The organism is Providencia rettgeri (assembly GCF_041075285.1).
Taxonomy (GTDB): Bacteria; Pseudomonadota; Gammaproteobacteria; order Enterobacterales; family Enterobacteriaceae; genus Providencia; species Providencia rettgeri_G.
On record NZ_CP163512.1, the window covers coordinates 1,380,554 to 1,398,853 of the forward strand.

Consider the following 18,300-nt stretch of genomic DNA (forward strand, 5'->3'; position numbering starts at 1 on the left):
TCATGCGTTTGTTTATTGCGGAAAAACCGAGTCTCGCTAGGGCGATTGCCGATGTATTGCCAAAACCTCATCAGCGAGGGGATGGCTTTATTAAATGTGGTGATGGTCAAACGGTCACATGGTGCATAGGTCACCTTCTTGAACAGGCTGAGCCCGATGCTTATGAGCCTCGCTATGCGCGTTGGAATTTACAAGACTTGCCAATTATCCCTGAAAAATGGCAGTTAAAACCACGCCCCGCAGTTACCAAACAACTGAAAACAATCGAAACATTGCTCAAACAAGCAACGGTTGTGATCCATGCAGGAGACCCTGATAGAGAAGGACAGTTGCTGGTGGACGAAGTGCTCGATTTTCTAAAACTCGATGCTGAAAAACGCAAAACGGTTAAACGTTGTTTGATCAATGATCTTAATCCTCAAGCGGTGGAGCGTGCTATCGAACGGCTAAGGGAAAACCGTGAGTTTATCCCGCTGTGCGTTTCCGCCCTTGCTAGAGCAAGAGCAGATTGGTTGTACGGTATCAATATGACTCGTGCTTACACATTGCTTGGGCAGCGTGCGGGTTATCAAGGGGTGCTTTCTGTTGGTCGTGTACAAACCCCAGTTTTAGGGCTTGTCGTTAGGCGTGATGAAGAGATCGAGCACTTTGTACCAAAGGATTATTTTGAAGTAAAAGCACATATTGTAACGCCAAAAGATGAACGTTTTGTTGCGACTTGGCAACCGAGCGAGTCTTGTATTGATTTTCAAGACGAAGAAGGGCGCTTATTTCATCGGCCGTTGGCTGAGCATGTGGTTTCGCGTATTGAAGGTAAACCCGCGATTGTCACTATGTATCAAGATAAGCGCGAGTCTGAAGTTGCGCCGTTGCCTTTTTCGTTATCTGCATTACAGATTGAAGCCGCTAAAAAGTATGCGTTAAGTGCACAAGAAGTTTTGGATATTTGCCAGCGCTTATATGAAACCCACAAATTGATCACGTACCCGCGTTCGGATAGCCGTTATTTACCTGATGAGCACTTTGCGGGGCGTCACAGTGTATTGAATGCGATTGCTGTTCATCAGCCCGATTTAACCGAGTTTGAATTATCGGAATTAGATAAAAAAAATCGCTGCTGGGATGATAAAAAAGTGGATGCGCACCATGCGATAATTCCTACGGCGAAAGCAACAGCAGTAAAATTAACGGAAAATGAAAGCAATATTTACCAATTAATTGCCCGTCAATATATTATCCAATTTATGTCTGATGCGGTGTTTCGTAAATGCACAATTGAGTTGGAAATCGAAAAAGGCAAATTTATTGCTAAAGCTCGATTCCTCGCTGAAGCTGGCTGGCGAGTTGTTTTAGGTGGTAAAGAACGAGACGCCGAAAATGATGGCATGCCGTTGCCTGTGGTGAGCAAAGATGATGAGCTTTTGTGTGAAAAAGGGGAGGTGGTTGAAAGGCAAACTCAGCCACCGAGGCCTTTTACTGACGCGACTTTGTTATCTGCCATGACAGGTATTGCGCGATTTGTACAAGATAAAGCATTAAAAAAAGTATTGCGAGAAACTGACGGCCTTGGCACAGAGGCGACTCGAGCAGGTATTATTGATTTATTATTTAAGCGCCAATTTCTGTATAAAAAAGGGCGTTATATCCATTCATCACCAGCGGGCAGAGCGCTAATACATGTATTACCTGATATGGCCACGCTGCCGGATATGACCGCCCATTGGGAGTCGGTATTAACCCAAATCAGTGAAAAACAATCCCGTTATGATGATTTTATGCAGCCATTAAGTGAAACATTGATACAGCTTATTCATCATGCACGTCAGTTTACCAATCTACGCGCTTTTAGAGAGTTACCCCCTCCGCCGAGTAAGAGTGGTAAGAAACCAACAAAAACAACTAAGAAGAGCAAAAGCAACGAGGAGTAATGATAAAAAGGCGCTCAATTGAGCGCTTCAGACTGCTGACAAACATAACATGTTTGGCGGCAGGTTGGATAGGTTTTGAAAATAAACAAGGAAAATCAATACATTGATTTTCGCCTGATAACACAAAGTGGGAAAAACCACGCTTTTTCCCGCTTTGTCAACAACCTCAGGTGCTCAATTGAGCACCTTTTTATCAACCATTATTTGCTTAAATCAAATTCAGACCACACAGGGGCATGATCAGAAGGTTTTTCCATGCCACGGATCTCATAGTCAATCCCGGTTGCAATACAGCGCTCAGCGAGTTTATTAGAAGCTAATAGTAAATCAATGCGTAAGCCTCGGTTATCATCGAAACCTTTCGAACGGTAATCAAACCATGAATAGCAATCATCAACATCAGGATTTTTCGCGCGGTATGTATCGACTAAGCCCCAGTCGAGAAGGGTATTGAGCCATTCACGTTCTTCAGGTAAAAATGAACATTTTCCCGTTTTTAACCAACGTTGGCGATTAACATCACCAATGCCAATATCCAAGTCTGTCGGGCTGATATTCATATCTCCCATAATTAATAATTGGGAGTCCGCAGTTTGTGTAGAGGTCACATAGTTTTGTAAGTCACGATAGAACTTCGCTTTCGCGGGAAATTTTGTTGGGTGGTCGCGGCTTTCACCTTGTGGGAAATAACCATTAACGACCGTGAGCAGGCCCCGTTCCGTTTGAATATCCGCCATAATAATTCGGCGCTGAGCGTCTTCATCATCTGTCGGGAAACCTTTACGGACAGCAATAGGCTCGTTTTTTGTTAGCAGGGCAACACCGTAATGGGCTTTTTGACCGTGATAAAAAACATGATAACCGAGTTTGCTCACCTCATCATAAGGAAACATATCATCATGAACTTTGGTTTCTTGTAAGCCGATGACTTCTGGTTGATGTTTCTCGACAATAGCGGCGAGTTGGTGCGGGCGAGCACGAAGACCATTAATGTTAAACGATATGAATTTCATGGATTTTTTATCACCTATTTTTAGTATTCTTACTGTTAATTCTAACAGATGGAATCGGTACTGTAACCCATCGGATGTAAATGATAGATTAGTCCCTATTAAAAATAAATAAAGGAATATTTAATTACTTATAATTTATTAGCAGTGTTTAAATTATCTGTAATATAGCGTTATGATTTATGATTGAAAAATTTGTTTGTCAATTAAAATAACCGCTGTTAATTTCATTTAAAGTCAATTGGTTATTTTTATTTTAATGTGATTTAATAATGGTGGAATAAAAAATAATCAAAATAAACAGTATAATATATTGCTTTGCTATGTTGGAAATTATAAAAATACTTTTATGAAATATTGTTACTTATTCAATAAAAAATTGGATTTTATTTTTTATTGAATAATTTTAGTTATGGGCTAATCAATATATTATCTTATAGATAATAATTTTGTTGATTAACATATTAATAAATGGAATGGGGTCATAGATATGTTCTTTTCAAGAAAATTAGAGGCGTTTATGGCGGTTGTTGAAAATGGCTCGTTAAGTAAAGCGGCTAGAGTGATGAATCGAACGACGCCTCCTATCGCGAAGTCTATCAAGGACTTCGAAACCAGCCTAGGTAAACGGCTTTTTAAACGAGAAAAATTTGGAATGACATTAACTAAGGATGGCCAAGAACTTTATAATGATCTTAGAGATCTGTACTTGCAGGAGAAGGAAATCACTAAAAAACATTTTTCAGGTTATATTGTCAATGAGGCAAATATTTATTATGACTGGGGGAAAGAAAATCATTTAATTAATCTTTACCAAGCTGCTCATCAGAATAATGTACAAGTAAACATATTAAGGTTTAATTATGATGAAGTAGATGAAATTGTGGATTATGATGGCAACACGCTAATTTTAAGTTCTGAACAAGTGGTGAGTGAACGATTTTCATTACAAAAAGTAATAGAAAATTCACCGCTTGGTATTTATTGTCGCAAAGAACTTTATGAAAAATTTCATTATGATCTTGTTGCATTATTACAAGAAAGCACATGGCTTTGTGATCCTGCATTTTATAAAAGCTCACTAATGAGTGAGTTATTAGAAAAAATCGAAACAGTCGATAATAAAGTGAGTGTGCGGCAAATGGATAATATTGGTTGTTGCCAGAGTTTTATTCAAGATGGTGATTTTATTGGCATTATTGATCACTATCCCGAAGAAGAATTAATTGATAAGTCATTAATATATATATCATTGAATAAATTATTGGGACAGAGTGAATGCTATGTCTATAAGTCAAAAGCACATTCAAGTGTATTAAATCGCTTTATGGGAGTGGTTGATAAACTTGGAATTGAGTGCCTTTAGATGGTGGTGGGAGAAGGATTCGAACCTTCGAAGTCTGTGACGGCAGATTTACAGTCTGCTCCCTTTGGCCGCTTGGGTATCCCACCAGATTTTGAGTTGCTGTAATCGTTCACAGCGGGCGGCATCATATCAAATGACGCGCCGCTGTAAAGTATTAATTTTCAATAAAACATTTGTTTGCTGCTTTTTTGTTCTTGATGCTTGTAAAAAAAGCAATTATCACAAACAAAGGGTTGTTTGCATGAGTTTATAAAATGATTGTGCGGTTGCCATAGACAAATACACGTTGTGCTAAGACCCAATACAGTGCGTGGCTTAAGACATTTTTTTCAACATCACGACCCGCACGCATCATATCATCCGCAGTAAAAGTGTGGTCAACGTTAATCACGTTTTGGGTAATGATAGGACCTTCGTCTAAATTATCATTTACAAAGTGCGCAGTGGCACCGATTATCTTCACACCACGCTCATAGGCTTGGTGATAAGGGCGGGCACCAATAAAAGCAGGTAAAAATGAATGATGAATATTAATAATTTGGTTTGGATAGTGTTGAACAAATTCCGGGGTTAGAACACGCATGTATTTTGCTAATACCACATAATCAGGCTGATACTGGTCAATTTGCGCAGTCATTTTTTCATCGTGTTGCTCACGAGTTAAACCTTCATGGCTAATATGATGGAATGGGATACCAAATTGCTCAACTAGGTCTTTCAGCGTGTCGTGGTTACCGATAACGGCTGCGATTTCAACATCTAACCCGTCGTAAGCACTCTTCATTAGTAAATCGCCCAAGCAATGTGCTTCTTTAGTCACCATGATGACAATTCGGCGGCGGCCGGACGCATTCAGTTCACGTTTTGAACCAGCGGGTAGTGCATCATCAAGATCAGCAAGGAGAGTTTCATCATTAAAAATTCCCTCAAGCTCCGTTCTCATAAAAAAACGACCAGTGTGGTGATCGACAAATTCATTATTTTGCACAATATTGAGTTGGTGCTTGTAACAAATATTGGTGATTTTAGCGATTAATCCTTTCGCATCAGGGCAAATGGTCCTGAGGATTTTTTTTTGTACAATTTTGTGTTGCATGAAACTGTTTAATCCTTAACTAACAAAGCCTATTTTTAGGCCAATAACAGACAGTACAATGAACCCGCGTAGATAGAGCGATGGTGTTTTAACGAAATAGACTAATATTGGTCACAGCATTTTTTATATTTTTTGCCAGAACCACAAGGACACAAATCGTTTCGCCCAACTTTAGGGCTTATACCATCCAGGTAATACCAACGCGAATTCAAACGAATAAAGCGGGAACGTTCATGAATAAGCTGTTTATGATCAGCTTTTTCATCAATAAAGCAAGCCGAAAATTCGACATAACCCTCATCAGGATTTTTGGCATAAGAAGAACTAATAACACGAAGCCCTAGCCATTGTGTTTGCTCGAAGCTCTTTGTGATTTCTTGTCGCCAGATTTCTGCATTGCAATCAGGGTGCCATGTATCAATTAGATAATTAGCGTCATGTTGGACATAAGCGCTATAACGTGAGCGCATTAGCTGTTCTGGGGTTTCTGGTGTGGCTTCATGGCGTAAAAAGGGAGCACAACAATGTTCAAATTGTGCTTTATTACCGCAATAGCACTTACTTTCTTCTCGTTGATACATAATACTCTCGATAAAAATAAGTAGAAGGTTAAAAAATCACTATACTCAAAAGATAGGTTAGAAATAATTTTATAATATGAATAATAGTATTGTTAATTAAACAGGGTCATTGCGGTAGGTATCACATGAAAAATAGAAAAATATTGATAATAGAAGATGAAGTTACCTTCTGTACTATCTTGAAAACCTATTTAGAAAGTTTAGAGATAGAGATCTATACCGCAAGCCATGGTCAACAAGCCATTGAGATGCTGACCGTTGAGAAAATTAACCCTGATATTATTCTTTGTGATCTTAATATGCCAGTGATGAATGGGGAAGACTTTATGCGTGAATTAGTTGCTAGAAACATAACCACGCCTGTGATTGTTATTTCTGCAACGACAGATTTTACCCAACTCGATCGCATGTTTCGCCTTGGCGCTAAGGATGCATTACTTAAACCGATAAAAAATTTAGATGAAGTCAAAATCACTATTTTGTCTGCGTTATATCCCGAAAAAGATGATATTGCTGCGCAATTGGGTGATGAAATACACCACATGGCCACGCTAATGCAAAGTAATACGCAAGATATGTTAGCGGTTTTAAAGCAATTGCAGCCACCTGTTCATCAAATGATTAATGGTTATCGTATTAACTATCGTCAACTGAACGAAGTGAACCGATTCGGATTGTTATTAGATTTAGCACCAATTTCAGACAGTCAAATCGGTTTTTACTGTATTGATACAGAACGCTCTCCACAAGAGGGGATTATGGCTGCATTTTTGATCCGCGTTGTTTTTAATGATCTACTGAAAAATGCGGTGAGCTATCCAGATAAAAAATTACCCAATATTAATAAAATCATTAATCAAATAAATCACTTACTCGAAGATTCAGGCTTTAACGGTCAATTTCCATTACTTCTTGGCTATTTTAATACCGAAAATAAAGCCATTATTATGGCAAGTGCAGGTTTAGAAGCAGAAGTGACGACAGAAGAATCTCATTTTAAATTGAACAGAAGCATCCCTTTGGGCGCGCTAAAATTTTACCATCCAAACCATTTAGATATCAAAGGGACGGCTTGGCAGTGTTTAATTCGCAATAATAGCCAGAAAATAAAACTTATGTTTAATCCTGAGAATTAACACTATCTTAAAAAGCGTCACAGTAACGGATTAAATAAAACCAATCAGACTCATCGCTATTTATTCATTAACAATTCCTGATATACTGCTGCGCACTTAAAATGCCTCATTCACATTTTGGATAAATGAGGTATAGATATGTAGAAAATTTCTGGAGTGATAAAATGACACAACGTAAGGTGCGTAAAGCGGTGATCCCTGTTGCGGGATTAGGAACAAGGATGCTGCCTGCAACTAAAGCGATCCCTAAAGAGATGCTGCCAATCGTTGATAAACCGTTGATCCAATACGTTGTGAATGAGTGTATTGCTGCGGGTATTAATGAGATAGTCCTTGTTACACACTCTTCTAAAAATTCAATTGAAAACCATTTTGATACTAGCTTTGAATTAGAGGCTATTTTAGAAGCTCGTGTTAAGCGTCAACTCTTGGATGAAGTACAATCTATTTGCCCTAGCCATGTTACGATTATGCAAACACGTCAGGGTATTGCAAAAGGGTTGGGGCATGCCATTTTATGTGCTAAGCCACTGGTTGGTGAAGAACCCTTTGCTGTAATTTTACCTGACGTAATTTTAGATCGTTACAGTACAGATTTAACTAAATTTAATTTGCGTGAGATGCTTGAACACTTTGAGGAAACAGGAGCCAGCCAAATTCTGGTTGAACCCGTACCACAAGAGGAAGTTTCTAATTATGGTATCGTAGACTGTAATGGCGAAACATTACAGCCAGGTGATAGCAAAAAAATTATACGTATGGTTGAAAAACCAAAACAAGATGAAGCCCCTTCTAATTTATCTATCGTAGGGCGTTATGTATTATCCGAGAAAATTTGGGATGCATTAGCCAAAACGGCTCCCGGTGCTGGCGATGAAATCCAATTAACAGATGCTATTGCTTTAATGATGGAAAATAATGAACCCGTTGAGGCCTACCACTTATGTGGTAAAAGCCATGACTGCGGAAATAAATTAGGTTACATGAAAGCTTTTGTTGAATACGGAATGCAGCACGACACATTAGGCAGCGATTTTACCCAATGGGTGAAAGAATTAGCAGCAACATTAAATAAATCTAAATAGTTTCAATTCATCAACTTTTATTAAAGGCTAACTTTTGGGGTTAGCCTTTTTTATGCAGACAAATAGGCAGTATTAATAGGAGCGGCTAAGTGTTAAGTAGTATATATGACACTACAGATGCAACAATCAGGGCATTAGGTTTTTTGAGACTTACGTATTAAAAATAGGAGCCTGACCTGGCCAATAACCACTTGTCTATACACCTAATTATTTTTAATTAAGATTACATTTCTTTACTATCGGATATTTAAGAGTGTAGTTATTTGAACACTGTAGAATACGCATGTTAAGAAACCACAATGTGTGTTTTATATGGGAGAGGGTATTGTTAGCGAAAGGATAATATAAAGTATTATATAGGGCTTCAAATAAAAACACCCTTTTAAAAAGGGTGTTTAGAATAAGGCTTCAGGCGATTAGATTAAGAAATCGTCTAAAGATTTACCTGCATCAATAGCAGCTTTGATTACAGCAGGTGTACGGCCTTGGCCAGTCCACGTTTTAGTTTCGCCGTTCTCATCAACATATTTATATTTAGCAGGGCGCGCAGCACGTTTAGCGCGTGTGCCTGTCGCTTTACCAGAATCCATTGTTTGCAGAAGGTCATTTAAATCGACACCTTGCTCAAGGATCATTTCACGAACTTTTTCCAATTTACGGTTACGTTCTTCTAATTCAGCACGAGCTTGGTTTTCTTCACTACGACGTTCTTCAACAACGACCGTTAATTTTTCCAGCATTTCTTCTAAAGATTCTAAAGTCACTTCGCGAGCTTGAGCACGAAGAGTACGGATGTTATTTAACGCTTTTAATGGTTCGCTCATTTTCCTGGTCTCAAATTATTTGTTGGCATGTGTACAGTAATAATAGAATGCTATTTTAAATTCTGCAATAGCTAATTACGCCCCTAGTTTAAAAGTAATCTTTAGCGAATGCAATTTTTTTACAGAAGAAATATAAAATTTTCGTAGATATATATCCACTATTATCAATAACTGAACTAATGAAAAAATAGCAATATGGAAAAACTGACTAACTTAATATTCTGTAAAACGAGTGAAAAATTTTTTTTTTACTTTTACTCAAAATGAACTGATGTTGAGGATTAACTTAAATTTTCTTTTTTTGATGAGATTTTTTGTCGTAACGTGCTTTAGCAAACTGTTTATCGTTAATACCAAATAGGTTTTTATTGCATATAAGATAATCATTATAAGTATAAAATACAGATATATTTACGTAAAAAGAGTTAAATTTTCAATAAGTAAAGTAACACAGGGTAGTTATTGTTAATCTAAGGATATGTTTTATGATAAAATTATTTTGAATATAATTTTTGAGGAAACAGCTAGATGGCTCAGCTTTATTTTTATTATTCAGCGATGAATGCGGGTAAATCAACGTCTTTGTTACAGTCGTCGTATAACTACAACGAAAGAGGGATGCGCACGTTGATATTCACAGCAGAAATTGATAATCGCTTTGCTCAGGGGAAGGTCTCTTCGCGTATTGGGCTATCAGCTGAAGCTTTGTTATTCTCGCCATCAACGAATATGGCAGAGGTTATTAGACGCGAAAATAGCGAACAAAAAGTACATTGTGTTCTTATTGATGAGTGTCAATTTTTAACGAAACAACAAGTAGAACAATTATGCGATATCGTAGATAACTGTGATATTCCTGTTTTATGTTATGGATTGCGCACCGATTTTGCAGGTCAGTTATTTGAGGGGAGCCAATATTTGCTTGCTTGGGCTGATAAATTGGTTGAACTAAAAACGGTCTGTTACTGTGGTCGTAAGGCGAATAAGGTATTACGTATAGGGAGTGATGGTATCCCCGTTTATGAAGGAGCTCAGGTGGATATCGGGGGGAATGAGAAGTACATCTCTGTGTGTCGTAAGCATTATTCAGATGCAATAGAACAAGCTAAATTAATGAATGCAGGGACTATTCCTAAAAAAGCGATTCACTTCAATTAACAGAAAATAATATGGGGAGTGAAAGGAAAACTATTTTAACAATAGGTGTATGCCTACTAATGAGGGGAACGGCGTTTAAACTATCGAATATACGACGGTATTTATCATTATTTATCATTATTTAGCATATGAAACAATAAAGGCACTGCATTGGCAGTGCCTTTATATTTAATAACCGCTAACAATTACTTTTTAGAAGTATTTTTCGCAGTGGCTTTCTTAGCTGCTGCTTTTTTTTCAACAACTTTCTTTTCAGTTTTTACTTCAGCTACAGGTGTACTTGTCTGTTCAACAAAATCACGACCATAATAGGAATCTAGCAATAACTGTTTAATTTCAGAGATTAATGGATAACGTGGGTTAGCACCAGTACATTGGTCATCAAAGGCATCTTCAGAAAGTTTATCCACGCGAGCCAAGAAATCAGCTTCGGAAACGCCTGTTTCACGGATAGATTTAGGGATACCTAAGTCGGCTTTAATTTCATCCAACCACGCTAACAGCTTCTCAATTTTAACCCCTGTACGGTCACCTGCATTTGTCAGCCCTAGATGGTCGGCTATTTCAGCATATTGACGGCGTGCATGAGGGCGGTCGTATTGGCTAAATGCGGTTTGTTTTGTTGGATTGTCATTCGCATTGAAACGAATAACGTTACAAATTAACAAGGCATTCGCTAAGCCATGAGGAATGTGGAACTCAGAGCCCAGTTTATGAGCCATTGAGTGACATACCCCTAAGAAGGCGTTAGCAAAGGCAATACCAGCTAAGGTGGCACCATTATGCACACGCTCTCTTGCTACAGGGTTTTTGGCACCTTCATGATAACTTGCAGGTAAATAATCTTTTAGTAAGCTTAATGCTTTCAATGCTTGACCATCAGTAAATTCGTTGGCCAATACCGACACATAAGCCTCTAATGCGTGCGTGACTGCATCTAAACCACCAAATGCCGTTAACGATTTTGGCATGTTCATGACAAGATTGGCATCAACAATTGCCATATTCGGCGTTAACGCATAGTCAGCTAATGGGTATTTTTGCCCGGTTTTATCATCGGTGACAACCGCGAATGGGGTGACTTCAGAACCTGTGCCGGATGTAGTAGTGATCGCGACTAATTTGGCTTTTACACCCATTTTCGGGAAACGGTGAATACGTTTACGAATATCCATAAAGCGTAATGCGAGTTCTTCAAAATGGGTTTCTGGGTGTTCGTACATGACCCACATGATTTTCGCCGCATCCATAGGGGAACCGCCCCCTAATGCGATGATGACATCCGGTTGGAAAGCTTGCATTTGTGCTGCACCTTTACGGACAACCGTTAAGGTTGGGTCAGCTTCCACTTCAAAGAAAACATCCGTTTCAATATGGTGTTTTTTAAGGACATTAACTACTTCATCCACATAGCCATTATTGAATAAGTAGCCATCGGTGACGATAAATGCACGTTTTGCACCATCAGTCGCAATCTCTTCAAGGGCAATAGGTAAACAGCCACGGCGGAAGTAGATTGAGTTTGGAAGTTTATGCCACAACATATTTTCAGCTCTCTTCGCCACAGTTTTGGTATTAATCAGATGTTTAGGACCCACGTTTTCAGAGATAGAGTTCCCCCCCCAAGAACCGCAGCCCAGCGTGAGCGATGGTGCTAATTTGAAGTTGTATAGATCGCCAATACCACCTTGTGAAGCTGGCGTATTGATCAAAATACGTGCCGTCTTCATTTTTTGGCCAAAATAGTTAACACGTGCATGTTCATTATCTTGGTCTGTATATAAACATGATGTGTGACCAATACCGCCCATTTCAACGAGTTGCTCAGCTTTGGCTACCGCATCTTCGAAATTTTTACCGCGATACATGGCTAACAACGGAGAGAGTTTTTCATGAGCAAATGGTTCTGACTCATCGATCAGCTTGACTTCACCGATCAAAATCTTGGTGGTGGTTGGAACAGTAATCCCTGCCATTTCCGCAATCTTGTAAGCAGGTTGACCGACGATAGCCGCGTTTAAATTACCATTTTTCAAGATGATATCTTGAACAGCTTTCAACTCTTTACCTTGCAGTAAATAGCCACCATGGTTTGCGAAGCGCTCACGAACTTGGTTGTAAATTTCATCCACGACAACGACTGATTGCTCTGATGCACAGATAACGCCATTATCGAAGGTTTTGGACATTAAAATAGAGGCAACCGCACGTTTAATATCCGCAGTTTCATCGATAACCACTGGCGTATTACCGGCACCGACACCAATGGCAGGTTTGCCTGAGCTGTATGCCGCTTTTACCATACCTGGACCACCTGTCGCTAAGATCAGGTTGATATCCGGGTGATGCATTAAAGCATTAGAGAGTTCAACAGAAGGGGCATCAATCCAACCGATAATATCTTTTGGTGCACCAGCTGCAATAGCGGCGTTGAGAACGATCTCAGCCGCACGATTTGTTGCCACTTTTGCGCGGGGGTGTGGCGAGAAAATAATGGCATTTCGGGTTTTTAAACTAATCAGTGATTTAAAGATAGCCGTTGATGTTGGGTTAGTGGTTGGCACAATACCACAGATAATGCCAATAGGTTCTGCGATTGTTATAGTACCAAAGGTTGGATCTTCAGATAAAACACCACAGGTCTTTTCATCTTTATAGGCATTATAGATATACTCAGAAGCAAAGTGGTTTTTAATCACTTTATCTTCAACAATACCCATTCCAGACTCTTCAACAGCGAGTTTTGCTAGAGGGATACGAGCATCAGCGGCAGCGAGGGCAGCAGCACGGAATATTTCATCTACTTTTTCTTGTGAAAAACTAGCGAATTCGCGTTGAGCTTTTTTGACACGAGCAACGAGTTCATTGAGTTCGGTAACGTTAGTTACGGACATATAGATTACTCCTGATAAATGTTAAACTTTTTAAGCCAATGAGCAATGTATCCATAAATCGGTTTAAAAAGACCGCTTAAAAAAGAAAGTATAGATAATATTAATAATAACGTAGCTCATCATCGCCTATTGGCTTAAAAACCTTGTAAAAAGGTGAATTACTGATGAATTGTTCATCGTTAACTCGGTCTATCAGTTAAGGATAGATTAACAAAACAGGAATTAAATAAAGTGATCTAAGTCACGAAAATAGCAAGCTGACACCTTTCAGCACGGCTATTTTTGTACAGTTTGAAAAAGTGTTGGGGCGGTATTAATTAATTTTTGCATAAGTAAGCTAAATACGTCGAAATTGAAAATAAAGATAACAAAAAAAGAGGTAAAAAGAGACATTTAAAGAAAATAGTACCTTGCGCAAGGAAATCCGTGATATCGGTGATAAAATTAGATTAGACATCAATTAATCGCTAGGGGCTGTTTATTTTTGATGGTCAATTTTTATTCGAGTTAAAGCTATTTTTGGATTATTTATTGACTTTTTTAGCGGTCAAAAATAGCCGCAAAGATAAACAGCCCTTGGCAAGAGTTATTTAAGGAAATGAATGGGTGAGTGCTGCATTACTTGATTTATCGGGCTACATTAAATTTTTTATCGGTCTATTTGCGTTGGTAAACCCTGTCGGTATTTTACCTGTGTTTATCAGTATGACTAACTACCAAAGTAATGCAGGGAGAAATAAAACTAATACGATTGCTAATACATCCGTTGCCATTATTTTATGTATTTCATTATTAATTGGCGATTCAATCTTGCAGTTGTTTGGGATTTCTATTGACTCGTTCCGAATTGCCGGAGGGATTTTGATAGTCACTATTGCGATGTCGATGATCAGTGGGAAAATTGGTGAAGATAAGCAGAACAAACAAGAAAAAACGGAAACGGCTATTCGGGATAGTATTGGTGTTGTGCCTTTAGCACTACCACTGATGGCTGGGCCAGGGGCGATAAGCTCTTGTATTGTTTGGTCATCAAGGTGGCACGGTTGGCAGAATTTTTTAGGTCTAGCCTTAACCAGTATTTTCTTTGCTTTTTGTTGTTGGTTATTATTCCGCTCTGCATCATTATTAGTGCGTTATTTAGGGCAAACGGGGATCAACGTTGTCACTCGTATTATGGGGCTTTTGTTGATGTCGTTAGGTATTGAATTTATCGTTACAGGCGTAAAAGCACTTTTCCCCGGTTTACTCTAAGCCATTTCTTTCCAATGTCGCTGTTATGCATTTTGCTGGCAGCGACGCTGAGATTAAATTCTCGTTTCCCATCGACAGTATTATTGTATTTAACAGTAGAATATTTCGTCTATTCACCGCGTTTTCAAAAAACAATCTCCAATAGCAATAATGATATCTGTAATTAAATGTCGCATTTTTTTCTAAATTAGGAATAAAAAGTAAGGAATTGTGAGCTACATAAATTTATTCACTATTTTAATTGGTGTTTGTTAATGATATGTTTGGAGGGAAGGAACAGCTCTGTGCTATATCATATAACGAGGCTGTTTGTAATTGATTGAATTATAATGGGTTAAATATAGATTCACTGAGTTATTTTAGGGTTAATAGTCATTTTTCAGCTAATTAATGTTAATTAATTGTTTAAATTATTTGTGTTCAAAAGATAAGTTAGCCAAGTTTAGATAACCAAGTTTAGATAACCAAGTTTAGATAACTAAGTTTAGATAACTAAGGGTGTGATCAATCACTGAGAAGGTTGCTAAAGATGTTATAGCACCATCTGCTAATCATGAGGGATAAAATGATAAGAACGGCAATGGGTTTTGGGGCACTGTCATTATTTTTTATGGCATTATCGGTAAGCGCCGATGATGCCAAGCCAATACAGTCAATTGTGATTAATAACGGTTCAGAAGTCGCTTCCCTTGATCCTCACAAAGTGGAAGGTGTGCCCGAAAGTAATATTATCTTGAATTTATTAGAAGGTCTCGTTTATACGGATGTTGATGGCAAAATCACACCAGGTGTTGCAACGAGTTGGACAAACGATAATTATATCACTTGGGTTTTTACACTTAGAGATGATGCAAAATGGAGCGATGGAACGCCAGTCACGGCAGCGGATTTTGTTTACAGTTGGCAAAGGCTCGCTGATCCAACAACAGGCTCACCTTATTCAAGCTACTTGCAGAATGCTTATGTCGCAAATGCGAATGAAATTTTAGCAGGTAAAAAGCCTGTCAATGAATTAGGTGTTAAAGCTTTAGATCCCCATCATTTACAGGTCACATTAAGCCATCCAGTACCTTATTTTGTTGATATGCTTGCCCACACAGCAATGAAGCCGGTGAATAAACATACGGTGGAAAAATATGGGGATAAATGGACTCAACCTCAGAATTTTGTCGGTAATGGTGCGTATTTACTGGATAAGTGGGTCGTTAACGAGCGCATTGTTGTAAAACGCAATCCCTTATATTGGAATAACAAACAAAGTCAGATAGACCAAGCAACTTTCCTCTCCATTTCTTCAGAAGTCAGTGATATTAACCGTTATCGCAGTGGAGAAACGGATATCACTAACTCAGCTATTCCGCCCGTACTTTATCAAAAAATGAAGCAAGAAAGGCCCAATGAGCTTTATGTTCGTCCTTATTTGTGCACGTTTTATTATGAAATCAATAATAAACGACCACCATTTAATGACCCACGTGTCAGGGAGGCCATTAAATTAGGATTAGATAGGGAAACTATTACGAATAAAATTATTAATCAAGGGCAAACGGTGGCTTATGGGTTTACCCCGACGTTTATTAATAATGGCAACTTTCTTAAACCGGAATGGGCGAGTTTATCGGCTGAGCAACGTTATCAAAGGGCGAGGTCACTACTGGCAGAAGCAGGCTATAATAAAGAAAACCCGCTGAAATTCTCTTTGTTATACAACACATCCGATCAAAATAAGCAGCAAGCTATTGTTGCCGCTTCTATGTGGCAAAAAAATATAGGTGCCCAGGTCACTTTGCAAAATCAGGAATGGAAAACGTCGCTGCAAAGTCGCCATGAAGGGCAATATGATGTGGCAAGGGCGACATGGTGTGCTGATTATAACGAACCCACCGCATTTTTAAATATGATGCTAACGGATAACAGCAATAATACAGGTTTCTATTCAAATGCAGCATTCGATGCATTACTCGAGCAAGCCTTGACTGCACCAACTGACCAAGCGCGTCATCAGATTTATCAGCAAGCTGAAGCCTTGCTAGACAAGGACTCGGCGTTAGTTCCTGTCTATTATCGCGTCAGCGCACGTATGATAAAACCCACCGTTGGTGGATTTAAAGGTAAAGACCCCCTTGATTATACGGATATTAAGCGGTTATATATAAGTGAACCTAATAAATAATATCCAAATAATTATAAAAAGTGTTTACCTTTAAGGTAAACATGCATCGACACACAATCATAATAAATATGTATGGGAGTAACCGATCAGATGAGTAAATTAATCAATAAATCGATTATTGCGCTTAGCGTCACTGCTGGGTTAGCTATGGGGTCAATCGCAACCAGTTTTGCTGCGACTGTTCCTGCGGGTGTTGAACTTGCTGAAAAACAAGTGATGGTGCGAAACAATGGTTCAGAGCCACAGTCTTTGGATCCACACAAAATCGAGGGGGTACCAGAATCGGCGTTAGCAAGAGATCTGTTTGAAGGTATCACCATCGTGGGGCCAGATGGTGAAATTTTGCCTGGCTCAGCAACCAGTTGGGAAAACAAAGACTTCACCGAATGGACTTTTAAAATTCGGGATGGCGCAAAATGGTCAAATGGTGACCCTGTCACGGCTGAAGACTTTGTTTATAGCTGGCAACGCTTAGCCGATCCGGATACCGCTTCTCCATATGCAAGCTATCTACAATATGCACATATCAAAAATGTTGACGACATTATTGCAGGTAAGAAAAAACCACAAGAGCTTGGCGTTAAAGCCCTTGATGATAAAACGCTAGTGATTTCCCTCAGTGAAGCGGTACCTTATATTCCGAAGTTATTAGCTCACTCATCCATGTCACCTGTGAATAAAAAAGTGATCGAAAAAAATGGTGCTAAATGGACACAACCACAAAACTTTGTTGGCAATGGTGCCTATAAATTGAAAGATTGGACTGTTAATGAACGCATTGTGTTAGAGCGCAGCCCGACATATTGGGATAATGCAAACACCATCATTGACCAAGTCACTTTCTTACCTATTTCATCTGAGGTGACCGATGTAAATCGCTATCGTAGTGGCGAAATTGATATGACATACAGTAACTTACCGATTGAGCAATTTAAAAGCTTACAACAAAATATGCCAAATGAGTTACGTGTGAATCCTTATCTGTGTATTTATTATTATGAGATTAATAACGAAAAACCGCCATTTAATGATCCACGGGTGCGTGAAGCGTTAAAACTATCCATGGACAGAGATACCATCACCTATAAAGTGAAAGCACAGGGTGATATTCCCGCTTATGGTTTTACTCCGCCATTCACCAGCGGTATGAAAACTGAAAAGCCCGATTGGTACGCCAATATGACCCAAGAACAGCGAAATGAAAAAGCGAAACAGTTGCTGGAAGAAGCAGGTTATAACAAAGCAAATCCACTAAAATTCAATTTATTGTATAACACGTCAGATCTGCATAAACGTATTGCAATCGCAGCCTCTTCGATGTGGAAGAAAAATATCGGTGCTGACGTTAAATTAGAAAACCAAGAATGGAAGACCTTCTTGGATAGCCGACATCAAGGTAACTACGATGTGGCTCGTGCGGGGTGGTGTGCGGACTATAATGAACCGTCTTCCTTCCTAAACATGTTACTTTCCTACAGCAGTAACAATACCGTTCACTATAAAAACACAGATTTCGACGCAGTGATGAAGAAAACATTACAAGTCAAAACGGATGAAGAGCGTGCGGCGCTATACCAGCAAGCTGAGCAATTACTTGATAAAGACTCAGGAATTGTGCCGCTTTACTACTATGTTAACACCCGTTTGGTGAAACCATATGTTGGTGGTTATAGCGGTAAAGACCCATTAGATAACTTGCATACTAAAGACTTGTATATTATCAAACACTAATAACAATGCTCTGGCTCCGTAAGGAGCCAGATATTAGCCTAATGGGCAATAGAAGTAGGAACGAGCA

13 protein-coding genes and 1 tRNA gene are annotated in these 18,300 nt (G+C 38.9%); 8 read left to right on the top strand and 6 right to left on the bottom strand.

The window, feature by feature from the left end; all coding sequences use genetic code 11:
* Positions 1–2 precede the first annotated feature (2 nt).
* Positions 3–1,928, top strand: a complete 1,926-nt coding sequence (locus tag AB6N04_RS06240; RefSeq protein WP_369311029.1) for a DNA topoisomerase III — start codon at positions 3–5, stop codon at positions 1,926–1,928.
* 200 nt (positions 1,929–2,128) lie between these two features.
* On the opposite strand, the gene xthA is transcribed toward AB6N04_RS06240, so the two are convergent.
* Positions 2,129–2,941 (bottom strand): exodeoxyribonuclease III, encoded by an 813-nt coding sequence (gene xthA / locus AB6N04_RS06245; protein ID WP_369311030.1) that lies wholly within the window; start codon positions 2,939–2,941, stop codon positions 2,129–2,131.
* A gap of 487 nt (positions 2,942–3,428) precedes the next feature.
* Here xthA and AB6N04_RS06250 point away from each other — a divergent pair, with 487 nt between their 5' ends.
* Positions 3,429–4,304, top strand: coding sequence for a LysR family transcriptional regulator (locus tag AB6N04_RS06250; RefSeq protein WP_369311031.1), 876 nt, complete (start codon positions 3,429–3,431; stop codon positions 4,302–4,304).
* A gap of 1 nt (position 4,305) precedes the next feature.
* On the opposite strand, the gene AB6N04_RS06255 is transcribed toward AB6N04_RS06250, so the two are convergent.
* The 3 genes from AB6N04_RS06255 to AB6N04_RS06265 form a co-directional block, all read right to left on the bottom strand.
* Positions 4,306–4,390, bottom strand: a tRNA-Tyr gene (locus tag AB6N04_RS06255).
* A 161-nt stretch (positions 4,391–4,551) separates the two neighbouring features.
* Positions 4,552–5,400, bottom strand: a complete 849-nt coding sequence (purU, locus tag AB6N04_RS06260; protein ID WP_369311032.1) for a formyltetrahydrofolate deformylase — start codon at positions 5,398–5,400, stop codon at positions 4,552–4,554.
* 101 nt (positions 5,401–5,501) lie between these two features.
* Entirely contained in the window at positions 5,502–5,981 is a 480-nt protein-coding gene (locus tag AB6N04_RS06265; protein ID WP_369311033.1) for a YchJ family protein, read from the bottom strand.
* Positions 5,982–6,106: 125 nt separating this feature from the next.
* On the opposite strand from AB6N04_RS06265, the gene rssB reads away from it, so the two are divergent.
* Entirely contained in the window at positions 6,107–7,117 is a 1,011-nt protein-coding gene (rssB, locus tag AB6N04_RS06270; RefSeq protein WP_369311034.1) for a two-component system response regulator RssB, read from the top strand.
* Between the two features lie 164 nt (positions 7,118–7,281).
* Entirely contained in the window at positions 7,282–8,202 is a 921-nt protein-coding gene (gene galU, locus AB6N04_RS06275; protein WP_369311035.1) for a UTP--glucose-1-phosphate uridylyltransferase GalU, read from the top strand.
* A 416-nt stretch (positions 8,203–8,618) separates the two neighbouring features.
* Here the strand turns inward: galU and AB6N04_RS06280 are convergent, their stop codons facing one another.
* Positions 8,619–9,026 carry an H-NS family nucleoid-associated regulatory protein gene (locus tag AB6N04_RS06280; RefSeq protein ID WP_369311036.1) on the bottom strand — a complete coding sequence of 136 codons (408 nt, stop codon included), beginning with the start codon at positions 9,024–9,026 and terminating at the stop codon, positions 8,619–8,621.
* A gap of 528 nt (positions 9,027–9,554) precedes the next feature.
* Here AB6N04_RS06280 and AB6N04_RS06285 point away from each other — a divergent pair.
* Positions 9,555–10,184, top strand: a complete 630-nt coding sequence (locus tag AB6N04_RS06285; protein ID WP_369311037.1) for a thymidine kinase — start codon at positions 9,555–9,557, stop codon at positions 10,182–10,184.
* 185 nt (positions 10,185–10,369) lie between these two features.
* On the opposite strand, the gene adhE is transcribed toward AB6N04_RS06285, so the two are convergent.
* Positions 10,370–13,078 (bottom strand): bifunctional acetaldehyde-CoA/alcohol dehydrogenase, encoded by a 2,709-nt coding sequence (adhE, locus tag AB6N04_RS06290; RefSeq protein WP_369311038.1) that lies wholly within the window; start codon positions 13,076–13,078, stop codon positions 10,370–10,372.
* 606 nt (positions 13,079–13,684) lie between these two features.
* Between adhE and AB6N04_RS06295 the strand changes: the two genes are divergently transcribed.
* From AB6N04_RS06295 to oppA, 3 genes are all read left to right on the top strand, one after another.
* Positions 13,685–14,329 carry a YchE family NAAT transporter gene (locus AB6N04_RS06295; RefSeq protein WP_369311039.1) on the top strand — a complete coding sequence of 215 codons (645 nt, stop codon included), beginning with the start codon at positions 13,685–13,687 and terminating at the stop codon, positions 14,327–14,329.
* A 610-nt stretch (positions 14,330–14,939) separates the two neighbouring features.
* Positions 14,940–16,502, top strand: a complete 1,563-nt coding sequence (locus AB6N04_RS06300; RefSeq protein WP_369312011.1) for an ABC transporter substrate-binding protein — start codon at positions 14,940–14,942, stop codon at positions 16,500–16,502.
* A 90-nt stretch (positions 16,503–16,592) separates the two neighbouring features.
* Positions 16,593–18,233, top strand: a complete 1,641-nt coding sequence (gene oppA, locus AB6N04_RS06305; protein ID WP_369311040.1) for an oligopeptide ABC transporter substrate-binding protein OppA — start codon at positions 16,593–16,595, stop codon at positions 18,231–18,233.
* Positions 18,234–18,300: the final 67 nt, after the last annotated feature.

Excerpts from the sequence above, each read along its gene's own strand:
- AB6N04_RS06265 (WP_369311033.1), bottom strand. The coding sequence starts at position 5,981 with ATGTATCAACGAGAAGAAAGTAAGTGCTATTGCGGTAATAAAGCACAA.
- adhE (WP_369311038.1), bottom strand. The coding sequence starts at position 13,078 with ATGTCCGTAACTAACGTTACCGAACTCAATGAACTCGTTGCTCGTGTC.
- AB6N04_RS06300 (WP_369312011.1), top strand. The coding sequence starts at position 14,940 with ATGGCATTATCGGTAAGCGCCGATGATGCCAAGCCAATACAGTCAATT.
- AB6N04_RS06280 (WP_369311036.1), bottom strand. The coding sequence starts at position 9,026 with ATGAGCGAACCATTAAAAGCGTTAAATAACATCCGTACTCTTCGTGCT.
- AB6N04_RS06285 (WP_369311037.1), top strand. The coding sequence starts at position 9,555 with ATGGCTCAGCTTTATTTTTATTATTCAGCGATGAATGCGGGTAAATCA.
- rssB (WP_369311034.1), top strand. The coding sequence starts at position 6,107 with ATGAAAAATAGAAAAATATTGATAATAGAAGATGAAGTTACCTTCTGT.
- AB6N04_RS06250 (WP_369311031.1), top strand. The coding sequence starts at position 3,429 with ATGTTCTTTTCAAGAAAATTAGAGGCGTTTATGGCGGTTGTTGAAAAT.
- xthA (WP_369311030.1), bottom strand. The coding sequence starts at position 2,941 with ATGAAATTCATATCGTTTAACATTAATGGTCTTCGTGCTCGCCCGCAC.
- purU (WP_369311032.1), bottom strand. The coding sequence starts at position 5,400 with ATGCAACACAAAATTGTACAAAAAAAAATCCTCAGGACCATTTGCCCT.
- AB6N04_RS06240 (WP_369311029.1), top strand. The coding sequence starts at position 3 with ATGCGTTTGTTTATTGCGGAAAAACCGAGTCTCGCTAGGGCGATTGCC.
- galU (WP_369311035.1), top strand. The coding sequence starts at position 7,282 with ATGACACAACGTAAGGTGCGTAAAGCGGTGATCCCTGTTGCGGGATTA.
- oppA (WP_369311040.1), top strand. The coding sequence starts at position 16,593 with ATGAGTAAATTAATCAATAAATCGATTATTGCGCTTAGCGTCACTGCT.